This window comes from Pseudomonas sp. LB3P81 (assembly GCF_054897965.1).
The window spans coordinates 1,511,225-1,534,101 of the sequence record NZ_JBUBVG010000001.1 but is presented as its reverse complement, the minus strand read 5'-3'; the positions used below and the strand labels follow the sequence as shown (position 1 = coordinate 1,534,101).

Here is a 22,877-nt window from a genome sequence, read left to right as displayed (position 1 = left end):
TATTGTTGAGGTGTAAGTGATGAAAGCCTGGATCTGTGTGCCTTTGATTGCGCTGGCGCTCGCCGGTTGTGCCGGCAAAACCGCTTACCGTGACAGCTGCGGCAGCGGGATCGATGCCGCGTGGCATGAGCTGGACCTGGCCAAGGCCGAAGGTTTCGCCGGCACCGTCAGCTACTCCAAAGCCCTGTCGTTGCTGACCGGCGCAAAGACCCAGCAGCAATTCGAAGCGTTCGAAGGCTGCACCAAGAAAGCCGAGAAGGCGCGCTTCTATATTCGTGAATCCCGCGCCGGCCGTTAAACAAACCGCTAATCTGTAGGAGCCGGCTTGCTGGCGAAGGCGTCATAACGGCCACCATCGCCAACAAGCCGGCTCCTACAAGTGGAGTCAATCCCATGATTAATCGGTTGGTGGCCCATATTTTGGGCCTGGAAGTCCGTCTGCTGTCCTGTCAGGCACGTTTGAATGCCCGCACCGACCCGGAAGCGTTGCACGATCTGCGCACCACGGTTCGCCGTTTGCGCAGTCTGCTGCGGCCGTTGCGCGGCTTGCCTGGAGTCGAGCAGCTCGAAGTGGCGGCGTCCCGGGTCGGTGACCTGACCACACCGTTGCGCGATCGTGAGGTGCTGGCGGCGTATTTGCTCGAGCACGATCAACCCGAGGCGGCGCAACGGCGCATGGCGCTGATGGCCGAGGCCTATCCGGCGGTCGCGGCGAGCACCGAGTTGGCGCAGTTGCTGATGATTTTCGATGCCTTCCCGCGTTTTCTGCGGGCGTCCCAGCGTCAGGGGTTGCTCAAGGGACTGCGCAAACGCATTGAAAAACGCTTGGCCAAGCAATGGAAGAAACTCGATCAGGCGCTGCACGATCCGGCTCATGATCGCCATCGACTGCGCTTGTTGATCAAGCGTGTGCGTTATGGCATCGAGGCTTACCCCGAACTGGACCGTTTGCCGAAACCGGCCCTGCCGAGGCTCAAATCGGCTCAGGCTGCCTTGGGTGATTGGCATGATTGCTGGCAATGGTTGGTCCGGGCCGAACAGGAAGCTGATCTGCAACCCTGCGTCGCGGTCTGGAAAACCACCATGGCCGAGGCCGAAGGCCGCGCCGACCGTGTTCTCGACAAACTCAGTGCCACCTGCTTCAAATCCTGAAACCACCACGGCCCCTGTAGGAGCTGCCGAAGGCTGCGATCTTTTGATTCTGGCGTGAATGACGACGCTGAAGATCAAAAGATCGCAGCCTTCGGCAGCTCCTACAAAGAGTGTGTGCATCCGGCTCATCTGTCAGTTCTTTTGGCCAGAATAAGCGCTGTGTCGTTTTCGCGGGCTGGTTAACATCCCTTCATCCTTTTCTGCCCTTGAGGTTTTCATGCGCTTTTCCGATCTGCTCGACGCCGTCCGCAGCCAGCCGCTGGAACTGTCTATTCCGGCCGAATGGGCACAGGGGCGTGCCAGCTTCGGCGGCCTGGTCGCGGCTCTGCAATACGAAGCCATGCGCGCACGGGTGTCGGCGGATCGCCCCGTGCGCTCGCTGGCGATCACCTTTGTCGGGCCGGTCGAACCCGAGGTGCCAGTCAGTTTTGAAGTCGATGTCCTGCGCGAAGGCAAGGCGGTCAGCCAGGTGTTGGGCCGGGCGATGCAGAAGGGGCAGGTCGTGACGTTGATCCAGGGCAGCTTCGGCGCCTCGCGACCGTCCGAAGTGGCGGTAACAGCCACGCCAGCCCCCGAAATGAAGCACTGGGACGATTGCCAGGAGCTGCCATTTATCAAAGGCGTGCTCCCGGAATTCATGCGCCATCTGGCGATGCGCTGGAGTGTTGGCGGCCTGCCGTTCACCGGCAATAAATCCCGTGAGATGGGCGGTTGGGTGCGCTTGCGTGGGGATGTGAAAGAAGAGGTGGTCAGTGAGTCGCATATTCTGGCGCTGGTCGACGCCTGGCCACCGGCGCTGTTGCCGCACCTGAACAAAGTCGCAATGGGCAGCACGCTGACCTGGACCATCGAATTCGTCCAGCCGTTGCTCGAACTGAGCACGCTGGACTGGTGCAAATACCTCGTTGAAATCGAACATGCCGCTGACGGCTACGGTCATGCGGCCGCGAAACTGTGGAGCGCGGACGGTCAGTTGATTGCCATGAGCCGGCAGACCGTAACGATTTTTGCCTGATCAGTGACGACGGTGGCGCTCACGCCAGGCGCGCCACCAGCCGCCGCTGAGGAAAAACCGCGGGAAAGTCAGGAACTGCTCGACCAGCAGACGCGACACCGCATCCTTGCGATCACTGAACGGCTCGGAGGCTTGCGCCTCCAAGCTGTGACCGTGGCGTTGCAAGCCCAATGCAGCGAGCAGACCGATGATGCCAATCGCGAGGTTCGCAAAGCTCAGGCTGAACACCCCGCACACCAGCAGCAGAAAGGCCACAATGAACAGCGGCACGGCAATCAGGTGCAGCACCAGATTGGCCGGGTGCTGGTGGTTGTCCGGGTACGCGCGCCATTGCCAGGCGGGAAGGTTGGGGTGACGTTTGCCCATGATGCTGATCCTCGATCCATGTTGAACACGTGATTGAAGAATAGGCGCGTCATTGGCGGGCGGCGAATCGAGGATGGCTATCGGATTGATAGGCGTCATGGGCAATATTGATGTTGCCCATACGGACGCCTTCGCGAGCAAGCCCGCTCCCACAATGGATTGGTGTTTACCCCAATTTAATGGTCACTGAAGATCCCCTGTGGGAGCGGGCTTGCCCGCGAAGAGGCCTTCAGAGTTTCAACTGCCCGATCGCCTTGCTCAACTCTCCGGCCAACGCCGCCAACTCATTACTGGTCGTCGCCGAACTCACCGTCTGCTGCACCGTGTTCTCGGTCACATCGCGAATGCTCACCACCGCCCGATTCATCTCCTCGGCCACCTGGCTCTGCTGCTCGGCCGCCACCGCGATCTGTGTATTGCTTTCACGCATCTGCGCCACGGCGCTGGTGATTTCCACCAACGCAGCGCCGGCCTCTTGAGCCTGTTGCACGCAATCGTCGGCCTTGAACGAGCTTTCCTGCATGAAATCCACCGCGTCCCGGGTGCCGGCCTGCAACGCCGAGACCATCAGGGTGATCTCGTCCGTCGACGTCTGCACGCGTTTGGCCAGGTTGCGCACTTCATCGGCGACCACCGCAAAGCCGCGACCCATTTCCCCGGCCCGGGCCGCTTCAATCGCTGCGTTCAGCGCCAGCAGGTTGGTTTGCTCGGCGATGCTGTGGATCACATTGACCACGCCGTTGATCTTCTGACTGTCCTCGGCCAGACGCTGGATCATCTCGGCCGTCTGCTGCACGCCGGTGGACAACCCGGCAATCGACTTCTGCACGCGACTGACCACTTCCTGACCGCTGCCGGCCAGGGTATCGGCGGTTTGCGAGAGGTCGCGGGTGGCGCCGGCGTGCTGGGCGATGTGATGGACGGTGGCGGTCATTTCGTTGATCGCCGTGGCGGCCTGGTCGGTTTCGCTTTGCTGGCCAAGCATGCCGTGACGCACTTCGTTCATGCTCGATGCCAGACGCGCCGCGCCGATATCCAGTTGCCGGGCGGTGCTGGCGACGGTGTTGACTACCCGCTGATAACCGGCCTGCATGGCGTTGAAAGCGCTGGCCATCTGCCCGACTTCGTCAGTGCAGGCCAGCGGCACACGGGCCGCCAGGTCGCCCGTTTTTTCGACGTGAAGCATCACATCTTTCAAAGTGTTGAGCTGACTCAGCAGAAAGCGGATCAACAATTGCGACGCCCCGAGCATCGCCAGCATCAGGATGAACACCGCCACCGCGTAGTTGGCGAAACGCTCGCCGAACACCTGGCTCAGGCTCGGGCCATAAGCGACCACCGCAACCTGCTGGCCATCGGTGCGCGTGAACACTTCAGCACCCATCAACGAATTGTCGCCGAACAGCGGCATCGGATTGATCCCGACCCAGCCGTGGGCATCCGCCAATTCCAGTACGGGCTGCTTGTTCAGCATTGGCGCTTGCCCGCGACTGAACGTCAGCAGGTTATCGGCCTTGGGCAGCGCTTGCCCGGCAGGCCAGGCACTGAGCAATCGCGCCTGTGCTTGAGCGGACGCTTGTGACGCATGACTGCGGGCCTGTTGTTCGAGCTGTACGGCGTACAGCACCAGCAACAGGGTGGTGACGAAGGCGACGGCGTTGACCGCCCAGAATTTATATTTCAGCGAGATGTTGCTAAGCCAGGCACCCATGGAGGTCTTCTCTGATAGCGGAAACAGTATTGGCAAGGTGCCAGCAGTGTGCTGCCGCGCGAGGCGCCGAATCTTGACATGCGTCAACATTCCCGGCTTTGTGCCCGCGCAGGAATTGCGGGGCGTAATGCGCTATCCTTCGCGCCTTCAACATTCCCTCGCTACAGGATTCCGCCCTCATGAAAGCCGCACTCGTCGAACTCATCAGCAAAATCAGCTCCGGGTGCATGAGCGAAGACGAGATCCTCAAAGTCGCTGACGAAGCGGCCCAGGCCTACGCCGATCCAGAGGCTTTTCTGACGGCCAATCCGGACATCAACTACGACGACACCTTCCCGATTCCGTTGGGCGAGTGGGTCGTTGTCGGTAGCCTGCCGGAAACCGTACTGTTCCAGGCCGACACTTACATGGACCTGTTCGCGCAGATCGTCGCGTCGTTCGGTCCGGGCGTGGATTTCAACATCAAACCCAAGCAACTGGCCAAGACCGAAGCCTTGACCGCGCTCAATCGCATTCAGGTGCAAATGGGCAGCATGAACAAGGAAAACGGCGGTTACACGCTGATGAATTTCAGCCAGTTGCTCGACGATGAACTGCAAGTGGTGCTGGTCTACGGCAACGACGTGCCGCGTGTGCTCGAGTTGTGCGCCGAGGTCGGCATCGCGGCCGCACCTTCCCTGGAAGCCTTGAAAGTGGCCCTCCACGTTTGACGGAATAAAACGGAACCCTCGCTGGAGCCGGCTATCCTAAGAGTGCACATCACTCTGAGGGAGCGACACCATGGGTTCCACGTTCAACGGCCTGGTTGGCCTGATCATTCTTGCCCTGGACATCTGGGCAATCATCAACGTGCTGAAAAGTGGCGCCGACACCGGGATGAAAATCGTCTGGGTCCTGCTGATCCTGCTGCTGCCAGTCCTGGGCCTGATCATCTGGGCCATCACTGGGCCACGGGGCAACGTCAGAATCTGACCCGTTTCTGGATAACAACACCGAACCTGTGGGAGCGGGCTTGCTCGCGAAAGCGGTGTGTCAGATGGCACTTGTATTGACTGATTCACCGCTTTCGCGAGCAAGCCCGCTCCCACATGGGTCCGATTTGTGTTCAAAAATGTCCTCTGCCTGAGGAAGGTTCGACCTGTCATCTTTCGCGACGTAGAATGCGCGCCTTTCCCGGGCAATCGAACAGATCGATTGCCCATCATGGGCGGGTAACCGTCCGTTGCCACCCGCATTCATCGGAGCACTTCCCATGAGCAACACCCCAACCAGCGATTACCTGGAAACCCTCTACGAAGGCTACGGCCAGCGTTTTCGCATGGAAAAACTGCTGCACGAAGTGCGCACCGAACACCAGCACCTGGTGATTTTCGAAAACCCGCGCATGGGCCGTGTCATGGCGCTGGACGGCGTGATCCAGACCACCGAAGCCGACGAATTCATCTACCACGAAATGCTCACCCATGTGCCGATCCTGGCGCACGGCAGTGCTAAACGCGTGTTGATCATTGGTGGCGGCGACGGCGGCATGCTGCGTGAAGTGGCCAAGCATCGCAGCATCGAGCACATCACCATGGTCGAGATCGACGGCACCGTGGTCGACATGTGCAAGGAATTCCTGCCGAACCACTCCAAGGGCGCGTTCGATGATCCACGCCTGAACCTGGTGATCGACGACGGCATGCGCTTCGTCGCTACCACCACCGAAAAGTTCGATGTGATCATCTCCGACTCCACCGACCCGATCGGCCCGGGCGAAGTGCTGTTCTCGGAAAACTTCTACCAGGCTTGCCGTCGCTGCCTGAACGAAGGCGGCATCCTGGTGACCCAGAACGGCACGCCGTTCATGCAGATCGAAGAAGTCAAAACCACCGCCGGGCGCCTGCGCAGCCTGTTCCCGGACTGGCACTTCTATCAGGCGGCTGTGCCGACCTACATCGGCGGCTCCATGACATTTGCCTGGGGCGCGACCAATACCGCCTATCGCAAACTGTCCCGCGAAACCTTGCAGCAGCGCTTCGCCGGCAGCGGCATCATCACCCGCTACTATAATCCTGAGATACACATTGGCGCGTTTGCCTTGCCGCAATACGTCCTGCAGGCGATCAACAAACCAAGCAACGACTAAGCTAAAGATGTACGCATGACCCCCTGTGGGAGCGGGCTTGCTCCCACAGGGTCCTGTATTTTCATGGGAGCACGCCATAATCCGTTTGAACGATCAGTCCGGGCAAAAGTCCAGATAGTTGTAAGCCCATTTGCGGGTTTGTTCGAGGAGGCACCGATGCAAAAGTGGAAAATCACTTTCGTGGATGATCACGGTGAAACAGTCGACGAAATCTTTGAGTGTGATGAGTGCCCGGATAACGAGCACGCCGCGAAACTGCTCAAGGAGAGACTTTTCCCCGTTGCCGCCGAACTGGATCTGAACGATCTGGAAGGGCGAACTGCTGACGCTACCGTCAAAAGTCTCATGACCCAGAACAGCATACAAATCCTCGGCATTACTCCCGTCTGATACCCCTCTGGCACACTCGTGAAGCACCAGTCCTTGGCAGCGGCGCTTACTTGAGGCTACTCTGCAAGCGAGATCAGCGAATGGATCGCTAAGGTCTGGTCTTGTCAGCTACATGCTTGTTTCCCATCGGCAACCTGGTTGCCGCATCGCTCGCACCATTCGGTTGCGGGAGGCGGGAGTACGGAAAGTCTATCCATCGGTTTGAGGAGGACGTTTCATGAGCACAGCCTATCAAGAAGACATCAGCAGCTCGGTGCTGCGCCGCATGAAAGAAGGCGGTTTCGACTTTTCACGATTCCATCCCATCGAGTTCTACGCCATTTTCCCGGACGAGGAGCGGGCACGCAGGGCGGCAGGTCATTACTGTGGTGAATCCCTGAATGCACAAATCAGCGTGCGCGATGACGGCGCGTGGGCCCTGGAACTGAGCAAAGTGATGTACGCCACCTATGACGGCATTGGCGACTTTGAACAGGACTTCGAGGCGGTGGTCGAGCCTTTGGGCGGCATTATCGAAGGATGGGGCGTCAAGCAGGAGGTACGAGGGCTACTCGCATAACACTATGAACAGCGACAACATCCACTAACGGCTAACCTTCGGGTTGGCCGTTTTCGTTTGTGCGGTTTGAAAAGCAAAAGATCGCAGCCTTCGGCAGTTCCTACAGGAAACGTATTCCAATGTAGGAGCTGCCGAAGGCTGCGATCTTTTGATCTCGTTTTTGATTCATAACGTTTCAAGGAAACAAAAAAACCGCCTGAACAGGCGGCTAAATGGGAAGTTCAGTGAGCTTTTTCAGCGAATGTGCGGATTATCCGCATCCGTTGCCGGGCAGTGAAATCAACTCTGGCTATGCTGGTGATAAGCGAAAGCTTTGCTTCGCAATGAAGCGGGGGCAATCAGGTTGGGGTATTTGCCGCACAGGAATGGTGCGGTGTATGCGCGACGAATATCTAACTGATTGATTTAAAAGCGTTTATGCCGATGGCACGGGCCTTGCGAAGGCCTGTAAGTCCGGGTGACAAGGAGTACGGCATGATCCGCAATTATTTTGATGAGATGTACGATGCCGGCGGCCATGTCCGCCCGCATTACCGGGAGTTTGCCCGTTGGCTGGCTGAGACGCCTGAAGAGCTTCTGGCCCAACGGCGACGCGAGGCCGATCTGTTGTTTCATCGCGCCGGGATTACCTTCACGCTCTACGGAGACGAGCAAGGGACAGAACGCCTGATTCCCTTCGACACCATTCCGCGCAGCATCCCCGCCAGCGAATGGCGGATTGTCGAACGCGGCTGCATCCAGCGGGTCAAGGCGTTGAACATGTTCCTCGCCGACCTCTATCACGAGCAGCGCATCATCAAGGCCGGCATCATCCCGGCCGAGCAAGTGCTGGCCAACGAGCAGTATCAGTTGGCGATGCAAGGGCTGGATCTGCACCGGGATATCTATTCCCACATCTCCGGTGTCGATCTGGTGCGCGATGGCGACGGCACGTACTACGTGCTCGAAGACAACCTTCGTACACCGAGCGGTGTGAGCTACATGCTCGAAGACCGCAAGATGATGATGCGCCTGTTCCCCGAGCTGTTCGCGGCCCAGCGCATCGCGCCGATCGATCACTATCCGAACCTGCTGCTCGACACACTGAAAAGCTCCAGCCCGATCGATAACCCGAACGTGGTGGTGCTGACGCCGGGGCGCTTCAACAGCGCATTTTTCGAGCATGCGTTCCTGGCGCGGGAAATGGGCGTTGAACTGGTGGAAGGCGCGGACCTGTTCGTGCGTGACGACAAGGTGTTCATGCGCACCACGGACGGGCCGAAAGCGGTCGATGTGATCTACCGTCGTCTCGACGATGCGTTCCTTGATCCGCTGGCGTTCAATCCGGACTCGATGCTCGGTGTTCCGGGGCTGTTGTCGTCCTACCGCTCGGGCAATGTGGTGCTGGCGAATGCCATCGGCACCGGGGTCGCGGACGACAAGTCGGTGTATCCGTTTGTCACGGACATGATCCGTTTCTACCTCGATGAAGAACCGATCCTGAAGAACGTTCCGACGTTTCAGTGTCGCAATCCTTCTGAGCTGTCCCACGTGCTGGCCAATCTTCCAGACCTGGTGGTCAAGGAAACCCAGGGCTCCGGCGGTTACGGAATGCTGGTGGGGCCGGCGGCGACAGCGGCGGAAATCGAGTCGTTCCGCGCCCGCATCAAAGCCAAGCCCCACGCGTATATCGCGCAACCGACGTTGTCCCTGTCGACCTGTCCGACCTTTGTCGAAAACGGCATCGCTCCACGCCACATCGACCTGCGTCCGTTTGTATTGTCTGGCCGCGAAACCCGGGTCGTACCCGGCGGTTTGACCCGTGTCGCCCTGCGTGAAGGCTCCCTGGTGGTGAATTCCTCCCAGGGTGGCGGAACCAAGGACACCTGGGTGGTTGAGGATTAAGGAAGCCTGCCATGTTAAGTAGAACTGCCTCGGATTTGTATTGGATGTCGCGTTACCTGGAGCGGGCGGAAAACCTCGCACGGATGCTCGACATCAGTTATTCACTGTCGCTGATGCCACAGGATGGACGCGGTGACGGTCTGCATGAACTCGCCATGCCGCTGCTGATTACCGGCACCCTGGACGATTATCTGGAGCGCCACGGCGAGCTGCATGCCGAACGGTTGCTGCACTTTTTCGCCCTCGACGCGGCCAACCCGGCGAGCATTTACAGCTGCCTCGGCGCCGCGCGGGCCAGCGCCCATGCGGTGCGTGGGCGAATCACCGCTGACATGTGGGAAAACATCAACGCCACCTGGCTGGAAATTCGCGGGATCGCCGAGCAGGGCTTGAGTCGCTACGGCATGAGCCGTTTCTGCGAGTGGATCAAGGAACGTTCGCACCTGTTTCGCGGCGCGTCCTACGGCACCATCATGCGTAACGATGCGTTCCGCTTCATTCGGCTGGGCACGTTTATCGAAAGGGCCGACAACACCTTGCGCCTGCTCGACGCCCGCTACGAAATGGCTGGCGATCAGGCCGAAGCGGTCAGCGACGGCACAGCCCACGCCTATTACCAGTGGAGCGCTTTGCTGCGGGCGTTGTCGTCGTTCGAGGCTTACACCGAGATCTACCGCGATGCGCCCGGCGCCCGGCACGTGGCAGAACTGCTGCTGCTACGCGCCGATGTCCCGCGTTCGCTACGGGCCTGCACCGAAGAAATCGATCAGATCCTCGCCCAACTGCCCGGCGCCAACGGCCGTCCCGCGCAACGCCTGGCCGCTGAGATGGACGCGCGCCTGCGCTACACCGGCATCACCGAAATTCTCGACGAAGGCCTGCACGCCTGGCTGACCGAGTTCATTCCGCTGGTGCGCCAATTGGGTAACGCCATACACAGTTCCTACCTGGAGGCTGCATGAGACTTTCCATTAGCCACGAGACCACCTATCACTACGAAGATCAGGTGCGGGCGAGCATCCAGTACTTGCGACTGACCCCTCACGACAGCGAGCGCCAACACGTGCTCAGCTGGCAACTCGACCTGCCGCGCCCGGTGCGTGCGCAACTCGATCCGTTCGGCAACATCCTGCACGTGCTGACCATGGACGAGCCGCATGAAGCGATCATCATCGGCGCCCGTGGCCAGGTCGACATCGACGAACTGCGCGAAGCCGAGCACGAGAGTCAGTCAGCGCTGCCATTCCTGCGTTTCACCCGCCTGACCGAGGCCGACGAAGCCCTGCGCGCGTTCGCCGGGAAGGCGTGCAAAAAGCGTCGGGATCGCACGGCGCTGATTGACTTGATGCACGGTCTGAACCAGCACATGACCTACACGCCGGGTTCCACTGAAGTGGACACCTGTGCGGCGCAGGCTTTCGCCGGGCGTTCGGGCGTGTGCCAGGACCACACTCACGCGTTCCTCGCCTGCGCCCGCAGCCTGGGCATTCCGTCGCGATATGTGTCGGGGTATTTGTACAGCGAGAACTGCGAGCATCTGGCCAGTCACGCGTGGGCGGAAGCCTGGCTGGATGACGCGTGGTACAGCTTTGACGTGACCAACGAACTGGCGAGGCCGGAGCGCCATTTGAAGCTGGCGGTGGGCCTGGATTACCTGGATGCCTGCCCGGTGCGCGGGATGCGTCGCGGCGGCGGATGTGAGCAGATGCATGCGAAGGTGCTTGTATCGCCGACGCCTGTGATCTCAGTGCAACAACAGTAATCGCGATTCCCTGTGGTGAGGGGATTTATCCCCGTTGGGCCGCGCAGCGGCCCTGAAACCTGCCTGTGATAATTCCACTGACACACTGTACCGCCTGATTTTTTAGGGCCGCTGAGCGGCCCAACGGGGATAAATCCCCTCGCCACAGGTGTGTGTTACTTGGCTGAAATCTGCTTGCGCCCGACCATATGCTTCAAATACCCCACCAACATCTCCAGATCCCCATCGGGCAACACTTGCGCCGAAAACCCGGGCATCTTCGCCTGCGGCCACTGCCGCAAACTCTGCGGATCACGGATGTACCGCTTCAAAAAGTCCGCCCCAAAATACTCGGTCGGGTTAAACGGAATATTCAGATCCGGCCCGAACTGCGCATCCCCGGCGCCATTGAGTCGATGACACGCCAGGCAATTCTTTTGAAACAGCGCAAACCCCAGATTCACCGGATCGCCCGCCTTTAACACCGGATCAGGCAGCAGGGCAGGGAAGCGCTCGGCCACCGGCGCCATGCGTTTGATGCTTGCCACTTGATAAGGCCATTGTTCAGGGCTGATATTGCCCGCCTGCGGGTCTGTCCAGACCAGATAAAACGGCCCGGCACCGGGCTTGCCTTCGGACAGCGCCGGCCACGGTCTGGCCGGGTCTTCAATCGCCAGCCACGCCCGCGCGCCCTTGACATCAAGCAACGGAGCAGCCGCCAGTTCAGCGGCAAAACCATCCAGCGCCACGGCTTGCAGGTGATCGTCAGGCTTGATGCCGGTCAACAACGCCGACAGGGGCACGACGCGATAGCTCATGTCCCGTTTATAGGAAACGTCGTTGCTAATAGTGATGGTCTGCACCTGAGGATGCTTGAGCAATTCCTCGGTCTGCCAGGTGCGACTGTTCGCGCCCAGCTCCAGGTTCAGCTGTGCGGCATAAAGGGGCGAGCCGAACAGCAAGGCCCCGAACAGAATGAGCGTTTTCAAATGAGCGCCGTCCATGTCGTGGAAGTGCCGCAAAGGTTGGCACACCCACGCTGGCCCGGGTAGCGAGCCAGTCACGTTTTTGATGAGGCGATAAAAACCTTGGCGCCGTATTTTTAATAACAGACTTAACCGATCACCTTCGTCAGGTTCGGCAAAATCAACAACAGCGTAGTGGCGAAAAGAATGAGCCCGGCTTGACGTACTTTCGAATGTTTGAACATGGCTTGACCGCCTTTTTGTTATTACCTGATGCCTGCCTGCATATCTCCATGACGGCAGAGCGTTGCACTTCCTGTAGGACGAGCGCCTCGGCAAAACCCGACGACAACTTCGCATATGTTCACCTTAGGGCCCGCGTCACCTGTGGCTTAGATCCCTTTCGTATGGAGTGCGCACTTATTGCTTTAAATAAGACATGAGGCCTATTGCCAGCTTCATTGCCGCCCTTTTGCTAGACAGCTTGGTGTCCTGAAACGGTTAATCCGGTAGCACACTACCGTCCGTCTGAGCGTGTCCGTCAACGTCCGTGAGCATTGCGGTCATTGAATCGGCGGCGGCTCGGCATAAGGTAGTGGCTCATTAAAGATCAAAAGATCGCAGCCTGCGGCAGCTCCTACATCGTGACGGGTTTCCTCGTAGGAGCTGCCGCAGGCTGCGATCTTTTGATGTGACCCACCATCAGGTTCGAGGACGTCATGACCCAAGCTTTGATTTTCGACGCGTTACGCACGCCCCGTGGCAAAGGCAAGGCCGATGGCGCTTTGCACAGCGTCAAACCGGTGAACCTGGTGGCCGGGTTGCTCAGGGCGCTGCAGCAGCGCACCTCGCTGGACACCAGCCAGGTTGATGACGTGGTGTTGGGCTGCGTGACGCCGGTCGGCGATCAAGGCGCCGACATCGCCAAAACCGCGACACAAGTGGCCGATTGGGACGTCAGCGTGGCGGGGCTGCAGATCAACCGTTTCTGCGCGTCGGGGCTGGAGGCGGTGAACCTCGGGGCGATGAAAGTGCGTTCCGGCTTCGAAGAGCTGGTGGTGGTCGGCGGCGTCGAGTCGATGTCCCGGGTGCCGATGGGCAGCGACGGCGGCGCCTGGGCGCTGGACCCGGAAACCAATCTGCACAGCCATTTCACACCGCAAGGCGTGGGCGCCGACCTGATCGCCACCCTTGAAGGTTTCAGCCGTCAGGACGTCGATGCCTACGCGCTGCATTCCCAGCAGAAAGCCGCACGGGCCCGTGCCGATGGATCGTTCAGTAAATCGCTGGTGCCGGTAGAAGACCAGAACGGCATTCTCCTGCTCGATCACGATGAATTCATCCGCGCCGATTCCACCCTGGAAGGCCTGGGCAAACTCAAACCGAGCTTCGAGATGATGGGGCAGATGGGCTTCGACGCCACGGCGTTGCGGGTCTACAGCCATGTCGAGCGAATCAACCATGTGCACACACCGGGCAACAGCTCCGGGATCGTTGATGGCGCCGCGCTGATGTTGATCGGCTCCGAGGCGAAGGGTCGCGCGCTGGGCTTGCAGCCACGGGCGCGGATCGTCGCCACGGCGGTCACCAGCACCGACCCGACCATCATGCTCACCGGCCCGGCGCCGGCCACGCGCAAGGCACTGGCCAAGGCCGGGTTGCGGGTCGAAGACATCGACCTGTTCGAGGTCAACGAGGCGTTTGCCTCTGTCGTGTTGAAATTCATAAAGGACATGTCCATCGACCCGGACAAGGTCAACGTCAATGGCGGCTCCATCGCCATGGGCCACCCGCTGGGCGCCACCGGTTGCGCGATCCTCGGCACGCTGCTCGATGAGCTGGAAACCCGGCGCCTGCGCTATGGCCTGGCGACGCTGTGTGTCGGCGGCGGCATGGGCATCGCCACCATCATCGAACGCCTCTGAGCCCTGACTTCAGGGAATCCCGATTTTAAGGAAAAGAGACATGACCGAAGCCATTCGTTACGAAAAAGGGCAGGACCAGATCGTCATCCTGACCATCGACATGCCGGGCCAGAGCGCCAACACCATGAACGCGGTCTACCGTGAGGCCATGGCTGGCTGCGTTGCCCGTTTGGTTGCTGAAAAAGAAAGCATCGCCGGCGTCATCATTACCTCGGCCAAGAAAACGTTCTTCGCCGGTGGCGACCTGAATGAACTGATCAAAGTCGGCAAGCTTGAGGCCAAAGCGTTCTACGACATGGTGCTGACGCTGAAGGGCCAATTGCGCACTTTGGAAACCCTCGGAAAACCTGTGGTCGCCGCGATTAACGGGGCCGCACTGGGCGGAGGCTGGGAGATTTGTCTGGCATGCCATCACCGCGTGGCGCTGGACAATCCATCGGTGCAACTCGGTTTGCCGGAAGTCACCCTCGGCCTGTTGCCGGGCGGCGGCGGGGTGGTGCGCATGGTGCGCATGCTCGGTCTGGAAAAAGCCTTGCCGTATCTGCTTGAAGGCAAGAAGGTCCGCCCGCAGCAAGCGTTGCAGGCGGGTCTGATTGATGAGCTGGCAGCGAATAGTGATGAGCTCCTGACCAAGGCGCGGGCCTGGATAATCGCCAATCCAGCACCTGTGCAGCGTTGGGACGTGAAGGGCTATCAGATTCCGGGCGGTACGCCATCGAATCCAAAAGTCGCGCAAATGCTGGCGATAGCGCCGTCGATACTGCGCACTAAAACCCAGGGCTGCATGCCCGCGCCGGAGAAAATCCTCTGCGCCGCGGTTGAAGGTGCACAGGTCGATTTCGACACGGCGCACCTGATCGAAACCCGTTACTTCACCGAGCTGACCACCGGCCAGATCTCGAAAAACCTGATCGGCACCTTCTGGTTCCAGCTCAACGAGATCAATGCGGGCGGCTCGCGGCCTCAAGGGTTTGCACCTTACGTGACGCAGCGCGTGGGTGTTTTGGGCGCAGGGATGATGGGCGCCGGGATCGCTTTTGTCAGCGCATTGGCGGGCATCGAAGTGGTGCTCAAGGACATCAACCTCGCGGCAGCGGAGAAGGGCAAGGCTCATTCGGCGACGTTGCTGGACAAGAAACTTGCTCGCGGCCAGTTCAGCGCCGAGCAGCGTGATGCGGTGCTGGCGCGGATTAAAACCACTGAAAATGACGCCGATCTGGCCGGATGCGACCTGATCATTGAAGCCGTGTTCGAAGACCGCGAACTGAAAGCCAAAGTCTCATCAGCCGCGCAACAGGTCGTTGGCCCGGACGCGGTGATCGCTTCCAACACCTCGACCTTACCCATCAGCGGACTTGCCACCGCCGTACCGGATCAGAGCAAATTCATCGGCCTGCATTTCTTCAGCCCCGTGGAAAAAATGCCCTTGGTGGAAATCATCAAAGGCGCCCGCACCAGCGACGAAACCCTGGCCCGTGGTTTCGATTTCGTACTGCAAATCAAGAAAACTCCGATTGTGGTCAACGACAGCCGCGGCTTCTTCACTTCACGGGTGTTCGGCACGTTCACCAACGAAGGCATTGCCATGCTCGGCGAAGGCGTCAGCGCAGCGATGATCGAGACTGAAGCGCGCAAGGCCGGCATGCCGATCGGGCCTCTGGCGATCTCCGACGAAGTTTCCCTCAGCCTCATGAGCCATATCCGCCAGCAAACCGCCAAAGACCTGCAAGCAGAAGGGAAACCGCTGATTGAGCACCCCGCGTTTGCCGTGATTGACTTGCTGCTCAACGAATACAAGCGTCCGGGCAAAGCCGCAGGAGGCGGTTTCTACGAGTACCCGGTCGGTGGGCAAAAGCATTTGTGGCCGGCGCTGAAAAGCCGCTTCGAGAAAGCCGACGGGCAGATTTCGCCAAAGGATGTGCGTGATCGCCTGCTGTTCGTACAAGCCCTCGAAACCGTACGCTGCGTGGAGGAGGGCGTGCTGACCTCGACAGCGGACGCCAACGTCGGGTCGATCTTCGGCATCGGTTTTGCGGCCTGGACCGGTGGCGCGCTGCAGTTCATCAACCAGTACGGTGTGAAGGACTTCGTCGCCCGCGCGCAATACCTCGCCGAACAGTACGGCGAACGGTTCGCACCACCAGCATTGCTGCTGCAAAAAGCCGCCAGAGGGGAGGTATTTTAAGGGACCGATGACGCACTTCGGGGCTTGCCTTGTCACCGTGTTTCGAGGCAGGCTCTGAGGTGTGCATTATTCCCATCACGTGTCAGGTATTTTTTATGTCGTTACGCATCTGCATTCTGGAAACCGACATCCTGCGTCCGGAACTGGTCGATCAATATCAGGGTTACGGGCAGATGTTCCAGCGTCTGTTTTCGCAGCAGCCCATCGCCGCCGAGTTCACCGTCTACAACGTGATGCAGGGCGAATACCCGAGCGATGATGAGACCTTTGACGCCTATCTCGTCACCGGCAGCAAGGCCGATTCCTTTGGCAGCGATCCGTGGATTGAAACCCTCAAGGCTTACCTGCTGACCCGCTACGAGCGCGGCGACAAACTGTTGGGCGTGTGCTTCGGCCATCAGTTGCTGGCGTTACTGCTGGGCGGCAAGAGCGAGCGCGCGACCCAGGGCTGGGGCGTCGGCACGCACAGCTACAAACTGGCGGCCAAGGCGCCGTGGATGAGCCCGTTGCGCGAAGAGCTGACGTTGTTGATCAGTCACCAGGACCAGGTGACATCGCTACCGGAAAACGCCACGGTCATCGCTTCCAGTGAGTTCTGTCCGTTTGCCGCGTACCACATCAACGATCAGGTGCTGTGCTTCCAAGGGCATCCGGAATTCATTCACGATTACTCGCGGGCATTGCTGGATATTCGTCAGGAAGCGCTGGGCGAGCAGATTTATTCGAAAGGCATGGCGAGCCTTGAGCATGAGCATCACGGCACCACCGTTGCGGAGTGGATGATGCGGTTTGTGGCGCACAAGCCGAAAGCACAGTCGGTTTAGCTGGCTGGGCACATCACCTGTGGTGAGGGAGCAAGCTCCCTCGCCACAATTGGTTGTCAAAGCCACCCCGACTTCTTGAAACTCGCCCACAAACTCACACACCCCACCGCAATAAACCCCAACACCCCGAAATACCCGTAATGCCAGGTCAGCTCAGGCATGTTCTCGAAATTCATCCCGTAAACACCGGCCACCGCCGTCGGGAACGCCAGAATCGCCGCCCACGCCGCAAACTTGCGCTGCACCACGCTCTGCCGTGACGCCTCCAGCAACACCCCGATTTCAATGGTCTGACTGGCGATATCCGCCAGGGTCGTCAGGTCTTCCATCTGCCGCGTCACGTGGATCTGCACGTCGCGAAAATACGGGCGCATGTTCTTGTCGATGAACGGAAATCTGAGCTTCTGCAACTCCTCGCCAATCTCCACCATCGGTGCCGCGTAACGTCGCAGGCGCAATACGTCTCGGCGCAGGCCATGAAGCTTCTGGATGTCATGTTCATTCAGCGCGCTGCACAGCACGTTATGTTCCAGCTCATCGATCTCGGCATGGATGGCTTCGCCCATTGGCTGGTAGTTTTCAATCACAAAGTCGAGGATGGCATAGAGTACGAAATCTTCCCCGTGCTCCAGCAACAGCGGACGCGCCTCACAACGCTGTCGGACAAGGGCGTAGGACGCCGAGTGACCGTTGCGGGCGGTAATGATGTAACCATTGCCGGCAAAGATATGAGTCTCGATGAACTCCAGTTTGCCTTCATTGCGAATAGGCGAATACGTGACGATAAACAGCGCGTCGCCAAAGGTTTCCAGCTTCGGTCGACTGTGTTTTTCCAGGGCGTCTTCAATGGCCAGTTCGTGCAGGTTGAACTGGCGTTGCAGATTGAACAGCTCTTGGGCATTCGGCTCTTCGAGTCCGATCCAGACAAAGTGGTCAGGCTTGGCAGCCCAGGCAGCGCCTTCGTCGAGGGTGATATTGGTGACCTTTTTACCGGCGCTATAAACCGCAGCAGCAACAACTCGACCCATGATTCAACTTCACTTCTTATTAGCAGGTGGCAGTAGCAGGCAGTGTTCAGCTTAACCTTGTCTGCTGCTTGAGAGTCAGTGAAATCTGCAGAGCTCGTAGGCAAAAGCTCGCAGGCAAAAGAAAACCCGCACAGGGCGGGTTTCGTTTCACGCGGCTTGCAGTTGCCGATCCATCGAGGCGATGCACTCGCGCATCTGCTCGCGGCACTGGGCGATCAGCAGGGGCATGTCGTCCAGGCTCAGTCCAGCCGTAGGAATTGCCGGCAGCGAACGGATCAGAATTTTCCCACTGCGCCAGCGGTTCAATCGCATGTGTTTAACGTAACTGCTGACACACACCGGGACGATCGGCACGCCGGCTGCGATCGCCATCTGGAACGCGCCTTTCTTGAAGGGCAGCAGTTCTTCGCCGAGGTTGCGCGTGCCTTCCGGGAATACCCAGATCGAGGTGTCTTCATGCTGCAAGGTATGCGTCGTGGTCAGCATCGACTGGCGCGCCTTGTGCGAATTGCCACGGTCAATCAACACATTGCCGGCCAGCCAGAACAACTGGCCGAACAGCGGCACCCACTTCAGGCTCTTCTTGCCGATGCACACGGTGCGGCGCGGCACCACGTTGCCGAACACAAACAGGTCGTAGTTGGACTGGTGGTTGGCGATGATCACGCAGCTGTCAGGCTTGTCCATCAACGGACCGACTTCTGCCTTCACCCGCAAACGCAAAATACACATTGCCGGCCACGCATACAGACGCGCGCACAAACGGCTGTTGTCCGGATTGAACGGCCGACACAGACCCAGGAGCACCCCCAGCACACCGGCCAGGATAAAGTGCAGGCCCATCAATAACATACGAAAAACAAACAGCATTTACAGGCCCCCACCGGGACAAAAGGTGGCGCAGTGTACGGATGTGCACTGTTTTCGGCAATTGTCGCTATAGAGGTAGGAGATAGCCGATGTTTGAGTGTATGTTTCCGACTTGTTGGTCAGACGTGTTCTAGAGCGGTTGTAGGCTTTTCAACAGGGTGCGTACGAAAAAGCCCGACATGACAGTCGGGCTTTTCGGTGGAGCGCGTTTGGGCTTAGCCCAAATGTGCCTGATCCAGGATGATCGCGTTATCCAGCGATTCCAGCAGTGCCTTGCGCACTTTCAGCTTGGTGTTCTTGTGCGCGGTCATATTGATCTTCTTCAGTTGACGAGCCGTCGCCAGTGCCGCGCCTTGCAACTCTTCGGCCGAGACCACCACGTCGAGGAAGCCCGCATCCACTGCGCTCTGCGGATTGAACATCTCGCCATTGATCACGGAGCGGTGGAACGCCGATTTACGCAGACGATCACGCGCGATCTCGATACCGGCGTGGTGCATGGTCATGCCGATCTGCACTTCGTTCAGGCCAATGCTGAACGGGCCGTCGACACCAATGCGGTAATCCGCCGACAACAACAGGAACGCACCCTTGGCCACCGCGTGCCCCGTGCACGCAACGATCACTGGGAACGGGTGCGACAGCAGGCGACGGGCCAGGGTCGAACCGGCCGTCACCAGCGCGACGGCTTCTTCAGGGCCGGCTGTCATCACCTTCAAGTCATAACCGCCCGACAGAATCCCGGGCGTACCGGTAATGATCACCACTGCACGATCAGTCACCGCCTGATCCAGTGCAGCATTAAACGCAGCAATCACGTCCGGGGAGATGGCATTGACCTTGCCGTTGCTCAAAGTCAGGGTCGCGATACCGTCTTCGAGGTGGTAGGTAATCAACTCACTCATGACGCTATTTCCTTGTATGAAAGTTGAGGCAAACGTTACCCACCGCCGCAGGCCAGGTAAAGCACCGTGAATGACCCATCGGTCACACTTCCCCTGTCGGAGAAGCCCAGCCCGCCATGCCCCCCGTGAATTGTCTTCTATATAGAGAAGAGGGCGCGACGCCGGAGATTGGCAGGTTTGCCATACCCCGAAACCCGCAGAACGTCCAAATCGGTAACCGCATGAAAATTCTGCAAAAAAAGTTTGCCATCAGAAAAGCTTTCGACTACATTAGCGCGCCTCGACAGACAGAACATGTTTGACGAGATACGGTGAAGTGTCCGAGTGGCTTAAGGAGCACGCCTGGAAAGTGTGTATACAAGAAATTGTATCGAGAGTTCGAATCTCTCCTTCACCGCCACATTTAAACGTTAGAGCCCTGATTATTCGGGGCTTTTTCGTTTCTGCGTTTCTGAAAAAAAATCCAGCCCATACTTTGGCCCATACCCTGGACGGCTCAGTGCTTTGCGACCAAAGGCTGATTTTTCGACAGTTTCTAAGCGGTGTACATCATTCGACGCACTGTATTTCAGTGATGATCCTCGCATCGCGTAAGCCCAAGGCATAGCCCTCTGCACGACCGGCTGCTTCCAACACCAGGTGCATGAGGCTGCCTTCGATGATCTTGAGAGTGGAGTATTCGGCGGATCGCCGGTAGCGATCCGCGAGAATGCTTACTCTGGCATTGTCCAGGATTGTAGCTTGTAGCCCTCCTGGCTCAACTCGGCGCGTACCTCTTCCAGCAGGCTTTCCAGCTGCGCCGGGTCGGAATAGGCACTGCTTGGAATCTGTTTGCGACAAATACGAGTGTTGGCCCGATCGATGACGGTCAGGCTCAGTTCGCCATTACCGTCTAGCGGCGCCCAGGCGACGCATTGAAAAGGTTCAAATGCGTGGCCGGCAATCAAAAGTGCTTCGTTGATGCGGAACGGGGTGCTCATGGGGTGTCTCTCCTTGTACCCATACAAATGATGTGCCGCCGGTTGGGCTTACCGGTCGGCTGTTTATTAGTAGGGGGGCGGGTCACACGTAGTAATAAGTTTGTTTAAACTTTATTTCATTCACAAAAATTAACCCGCGATTGTGAAAGTTGAATGGACGGTAGTAATTCATTAGGGAAGCTCTGAAAAAGACTTCCAAATTTGGTGGAATTGTTGGCGCTGATTGAAAACTGACCCATCCTGCCGATCACATGAGCCGCGGAAGACCTGCTGCATGCAGTCATGCAGCCGGGCATTTCCACAACAACAGTCAAAATAGCTCGTCTTCCTCCATACCAACCTCGTTCTTGCGCTTACGTTTGCGTGATTTGATCTTCGTCTGTGCAATCAAGCTGCTGTGTTGCAAGCGGTACGACTCGTTGCCCGTTGCCGATCAATCCTACTTCGGCACAACCCACAATATCTCGACGCTGCCGTCATCCAGGAAGTCGAGCGTCACGTACCAGAAAGTGTCGCGCTCTGGCATACAGCAGTCTTTCATTGCTTTACATAACTGCCTGGCGCCGGCTCCAGAGGCGGGAATTTGTCATTCCCTGTGTGCGGAACTGCTGGTTGGCGCTCGCCGGAGTGTCCCGCCAGCCAGTTGAACCAATCATTCCACCAGCTACCGGGTTGCTGCTCAGCATTCTTGAACCAGGTCTCCGGGTTTTTCGTGACCCGATTATTGGTCCAGTAATGGCGCTTCTGCTTGGCCGGTGGATTGATGACGCCGGCGATATGCCCTGAAGCTCCTAATACAAAACGCTTGGTCCCGGAGAGCAGGTTGGTGCTGGCGTAGGCGCTTTTCCAGGGCACGATGTGATCGTCATGGGTGGCGAGGATGTAGGCGGGAGCGTCAATGGTGCGCAGGTCCAGTTTTACCCCACAGCACTCCAGCTCGCCGGATTTCAGGTCGTTCTGCAGATAGGTGTGGCGCAGATACCAGCAGTACATCGGCCCCGGAAGGTTGGTGCTGTCGTTGTTCCAGAACAGCAGATCAAGCGGGATCGGCTTCTGCCCCTTGAGGTATTTGTCGACGTTGTAGTTCCACCACAGCTCGTTGGGGCGCAGTAGGGAAAAGGTATTGCCCATGTCCTCACCACGAAACAGACCGATGGGACCATTCATGCCGCCGATGGTGCGCTCTCGATAGGCCACCAGTTCTTCGTCGACGAATATGTCGATCGGCCCGGTATCGAGATAGTCGAGAAAAGTGGCCAGGAGGCTCACACTGCCAATGTCACGATCGCCGCGAGCCGCGAGCACCGCCAGCGCCGTGCTCAGCAGGGTGCCGCCGATGCAGAAGCCCACGCAATTGAGTCGCTGTTCGCCACTGATATCGCGGGTCACCTGCAGGGCGTCGATTACCCCGTGCTCAATCAGGTCATCCCAGGTGGTGCCGGCGTGCTCCTCGTCAAAGTTGCGCCAGGACATCAGGAATACGGGATGTCCCTGTTCCAGCAGGTGGCGGACCATCGAGTTGTCCGGGCGCAGATCAAGGATGTAGTACTTGTTGATCGACGGAGGTACGACGAATACCGGGTGTCGGTACTGGGTTTCGCTTTGCGGGTAGTACTGAATTAGCTGGAATAGGTGATTCTCAAAGACGATTTCGCCGGGGGTGTTGGCCAGATCGACGCCAACCTTGAAGGCGCCGCTATCACACTGGCGCATTTTGCCTTCGTTCATGTCGCTGGCCAGATGCTGCATACCTGTGAGCAGGCTGGCACCTTGAGTCTCAACCACACGCTGGAGCGCATCAGGGTTACTGACCAGGAAATTGCTTGGCGCACTGGCGGCAATGGCTTGCTCCACCAGATAGCGCAGGCGTTGGCGCGGTTTTTTTTCGTCGATCAGCAGCTTGTCGAGCAGTTTCAGGAGAAAGCTGGAGTTAAGCAGGTAAAACGCAGCGAGGGAGCCGAACAGTGGCTCGCTCCAGTTGTCGCTGGCGAAACGTCGATCATCGAAGCTGAAGGGTTGGCCGGTCAGCAGTTTTTGGCCGAGTTGGCCCCATTGAACCTGGTAGTCCGCTTGAAGGTTGTCCAGGGTTTCGCGAGGCAGCTCGAACCAGGCGCCGTGCTCATGCCCGGAGAACCAAGGATTAGTGCTGACCCATAGGCGTAATTGTTGCACTGCAAAGGACGCGATGAACGGAACCTGGCCTGACCAATAGGTCTTAAATGTATGCGTGTTGTTGTCCATAAAGTTCC

At 58.6% G+C, this 22,877-nt stretch carries 22 protein-coding genes, 1 tRNA gene and 1 pseudogene; 15 read left to right on the top strand and 9 right to left on the bottom strand.

Translation table 11 applies throughout. The features are described 5' to 3' along the window. Positions 1-19 precede the first annotated feature (19 nt). The 3 genes from ACYZTL_RS07055 (at position 20) to ACYZTL_RS07045 (ending at position 2,167) form a co-directional block, all read left to right on the top strand. The gene (locus ACYZTL_RS07055; protein ID WP_045058957.1) at positions 20-298 is read left to right on the top strand and encodes a hypothetical protein; all 279 of its coding nucleotides are present in this window, start codon (positions 20-22) and stop codon (positions 296-298) included. A gap of 95 nt (positions 299-393) precedes the next feature. Further along, positions 394-1,152 (top strand): CHAD domain-containing protein, encoded by a 759-nt coding sequence (locus ACYZTL_RS07050; RefSeq protein ID WP_461951165.1) that lies wholly within the window; start codon positions 394-396, stop codon positions 1,150-1,152. Positions 1,153-1,369: 217 nt separating this feature from the next. Further along, positions 1,370-2,167 carry an acyl-CoA thioesterase gene (locus tag ACYZTL_RS07045; RefSeq protein ID WP_461951164.1) on the top strand — a complete coding sequence of 266 codons (798 nt, stop codon included), beginning with the start codon at positions 1,370-1,372 and terminating at the stop codon, positions 2,165-2,167. Here the strand turns inward: ACYZTL_RS07045 and ACYZTL_RS07040 are convergent, their stop codons facing one another. Then, positions 2,168-2,533, bottom strand: coding sequence for a terminase (locus ACYZTL_RS07040; RefSeq protein WP_461951163.1), 366 nt, complete (start codon positions 2,531-2,533; stop codon positions 2,168-2,170). It abuts the gene before it with no gap. Between the two features lie 229 nt (positions 2,534-2,762). Continuing rightward, positions 2,763-4,244: a methyl-accepting chemotaxis protein gene (locus ACYZTL_RS07035; RefSeq protein ID WP_461951162.1), complete on the bottom strand. Its 1,482-nt coding sequence runs from the start codon at positions 4,242-4,244 to the stop codon at positions 2,763-2,765. A gap of 179 nt (positions 4,245-4,423) precedes the next feature. On the opposite strand from ACYZTL_RS07035, the gene ACYZTL_RS07030 reads away from it, so the two are divergent. The 8 genes from ACYZTL_RS07030 to ACYZTL_RS06995 all read left to right on the top strand — a co-directional run bounded on the left by ACYZTL_RS07030 (position 4,424) and on the right by ACYZTL_RS06995 (position 10,967). Further along, positions 4,424-4,954 carry a hypothetical protein gene (locus ACYZTL_RS07030; RefSeq protein WP_461951161.1) on the top strand — a complete coding sequence of 177 codons (531 nt, stop codon included), beginning with the start codon at positions 4,424-4,426 and terminating at the stop codon, positions 4,952-4,954. A gap of 70 nt (positions 4,955-5,024) precedes the next feature. Then, on the top strand, positions 5,025-5,216 hold the full coding sequence (locus tag ACYZTL_RS07025; protein ID WP_461951160.1) for a PLDc N-terminal domain-containing protein: 192 nt from the start codon (positions 5,025-5,027) through the stop codon (positions 5,214-5,216). A 280-nt stretch (positions 5,217-5,496) separates the two neighbouring features. Then, the gene (gene speE, locus ACYZTL_RS07020; protein ID WP_461951159.1) at positions 5,497-6,372 is read left to right on the top strand and encodes a polyamine aminopropyltransferase; all 876 of its coding nucleotides are present in this window, start codon (positions 5,497-5,499) and stop codon (positions 6,370-6,372) included. 156 nt (positions 6,373-6,528) lie between these two features. Continuing rightward, entirely contained in the window at positions 6,529-6,762 is a 234-nt protein-coding gene (locus ACYZTL_RS07015; RefSeq protein WP_461951158.1) for a hypothetical protein, read from the top strand. A gap of 217 nt (positions 6,763-6,979) precedes the next feature. Then, on the top strand, positions 6,980-7,321 hold the full coding sequence (locus ACYZTL_RS07010) for a ribonuclease E inhibitor RraB (RefSeq protein ID WP_090181832.1): 342 nt from the start codon (positions 6,980-6,982) through the stop codon (positions 7,319-7,321). 474 nt (positions 7,322-7,795) lie between these two features. Further along, complete coding sequence (locus tag ACYZTL_RS07005; RefSeq protein ID WP_461951157.1) at positions 7,796-9,205, top strand: circularly permuted type 2 ATP-grasp protein; 1,410 nt, start codon at positions 7,796-7,798, stop codon at positions 9,203-9,205. An 11-nt stretch (positions 9,206-9,216) separates the two neighbouring features. Then, positions 9,217-10,167, top strand: coding sequence for an alpha-E domain-containing protein (locus ACYZTL_RS07000; RefSeq protein ID WP_095945245.1), 951 nt, complete (start codon positions 9,217-9,219; stop codon positions 10,165-10,167). Beyond that, the gene (locus ACYZTL_RS06995) at positions 10,164-10,967 is read left to right on the top strand and encodes a transglutaminase family protein (RefSeq protein ID WP_461951156.1); all 804 of its coding nucleotides are present in this window, start codon (positions 10,164-10,166) and stop codon (positions 10,965-10,967) included. Before ACYZTL_RS07000 ends, ACYZTL_RS06995 begins: the two co-directional genes overlap by 4 nt. A 155-nt stretch (positions 10,968-11,122) precedes the next feature. Here ACYZTL_RS06995 and ACYZTL_RS06990 read toward each other — a convergent pair whose 3' ends face one another. Continuing rightward, positions 11,123-11,950 (bottom strand): c-type cytochrome, encoded by an 828-nt coding sequence (locus ACYZTL_RS06990; protein WP_461954279.1) that lies wholly within the window; start codon positions 11,948-11,950, stop codon positions 11,123-11,125. A gap of 680 nt (positions 11,951-12,630) precedes the next feature. Here ACYZTL_RS06990 and ACYZTL_RS06985 point away from each other — a divergent pair. From ACYZTL_RS06985 to ACYZTL_RS06975, 3 genes are all read left to right on the top strand, one after another. Then, positions 12,631-13,836 carry an acetyl-CoA C-acetyltransferase gene (locus tag ACYZTL_RS06985; protein ID WP_461951155.1) on the top strand — a complete coding sequence of 402 codons (1,206 nt, stop codon included), beginning with the start codon at positions 12,631-12,633 and terminating at the stop codon, positions 13,834-13,836. Positions 13,837-13,876: 40 nt separating this feature from the next. Continuing rightward, positions 13,877-16,021 (top strand): 3-hydroxyacyl-CoA dehydrogenase NAD-binding domain-containing protein, encoded by a 2,145-nt coding sequence (locus tag ACYZTL_RS06980; protein ID WP_461951154.1) that lies wholly within the window; start codon positions 13,877-13,879, stop codon positions 16,019-16,021. A 95-nt stretch (positions 16,022-16,116) separates the two neighbouring features. Then, complete coding sequence (locus ACYZTL_RS06975; RefSeq protein ID WP_461951153.1) at positions 16,117-16,845, top strand: amidotransferase; 729 nt, start codon at positions 16,117-16,119, stop codon at positions 16,843-16,845. A gap of 56 nt (positions 16,846-16,901) precedes the next feature. On the opposite strand, the gene ACYZTL_RS06970 is transcribed toward ACYZTL_RS06975, so the two are convergent. The 3 genes from ACYZTL_RS06970 to ACYZTL_RS06960 form a co-directional block, all read right to left on the bottom strand. Beyond that, on the bottom strand, positions 16,902-17,873 hold the full coding sequence (locus tag ACYZTL_RS06970; protein ID WP_461951152.1) for a magnesium and cobalt transport protein CorA: 972 nt from the start codon (positions 17,871-17,873) through the stop codon (positions 16,902-16,904). Between the two features lie 147 nt (positions 17,874-18,020). After that, positions 18,021-18,743: a 1-acylglycerol-3-phosphate O-acyltransferase gene (locus ACYZTL_RS06965; protein WP_461951151.1), complete on the bottom strand. Its 723-nt coding sequence runs from the start codon at positions 18,741-18,743 to the stop codon at positions 18,021-18,023. Between the two features lie 215 nt (positions 18,744-18,958). After that, positions 18,959-19,648 carry a crotonase/enoyl-CoA hydratase family protein gene (locus tag ACYZTL_RS06960; RefSeq protein WP_461951150.1) on the bottom strand — a complete coding sequence of 230 codons (690 nt, stop codon included), beginning with the start codon at positions 19,646-19,648 and terminating at the stop codon, positions 18,959-18,961. Between the two features lie 310 nt (positions 19,649-19,958). Here ACYZTL_RS06960 and ACYZTL_RS06955 point away from each other — a divergent pair. Then, a tRNA-Ser gene (locus ACYZTL_RS06955) sits at positions 19,959-20,048 on the top strand. A gap of 313 nt (positions 20,049-20,361) precedes the next feature. Here ACYZTL_RS06955 and ACYZTL_RS06950 read toward each other — a convergent pair. The 3 genes and pseudogenes from ACYZTL_RS06950 to phaC form a co-directional block, all read right to left on the bottom strand. Next, entirely contained in the window at positions 20,362-20,628 is a 267-nt protein-coding gene (locus ACYZTL_RS06950) for a hypothetical protein (protein WP_461951149.1), read from the bottom strand. Positions 20,629-20,938: 310 nt separating this feature from the next. Beyond that, positions 20,939-21,055, bottom strand: a pseudogene (locus tag ACYZTL_RS06945) (AAA family ATPase); the annotation flags it as partial. A 110-nt stretch (positions 21,056-21,165) separates the two neighbouring features. Continuing rightward, positions 21,166-22,869, bottom strand: a complete 1,704-nt coding sequence (gene phaC / locus ACYZTL_RS06940) for a class I poly(R)-hydroxyalkanoic acid synthase (protein WP_461951148.1) — start codon at positions 22,867-22,869, stop codon at positions 21,166-21,168. Between the last annotated feature and the right edge of the window lie 8 nt (positions 22,870-22,877).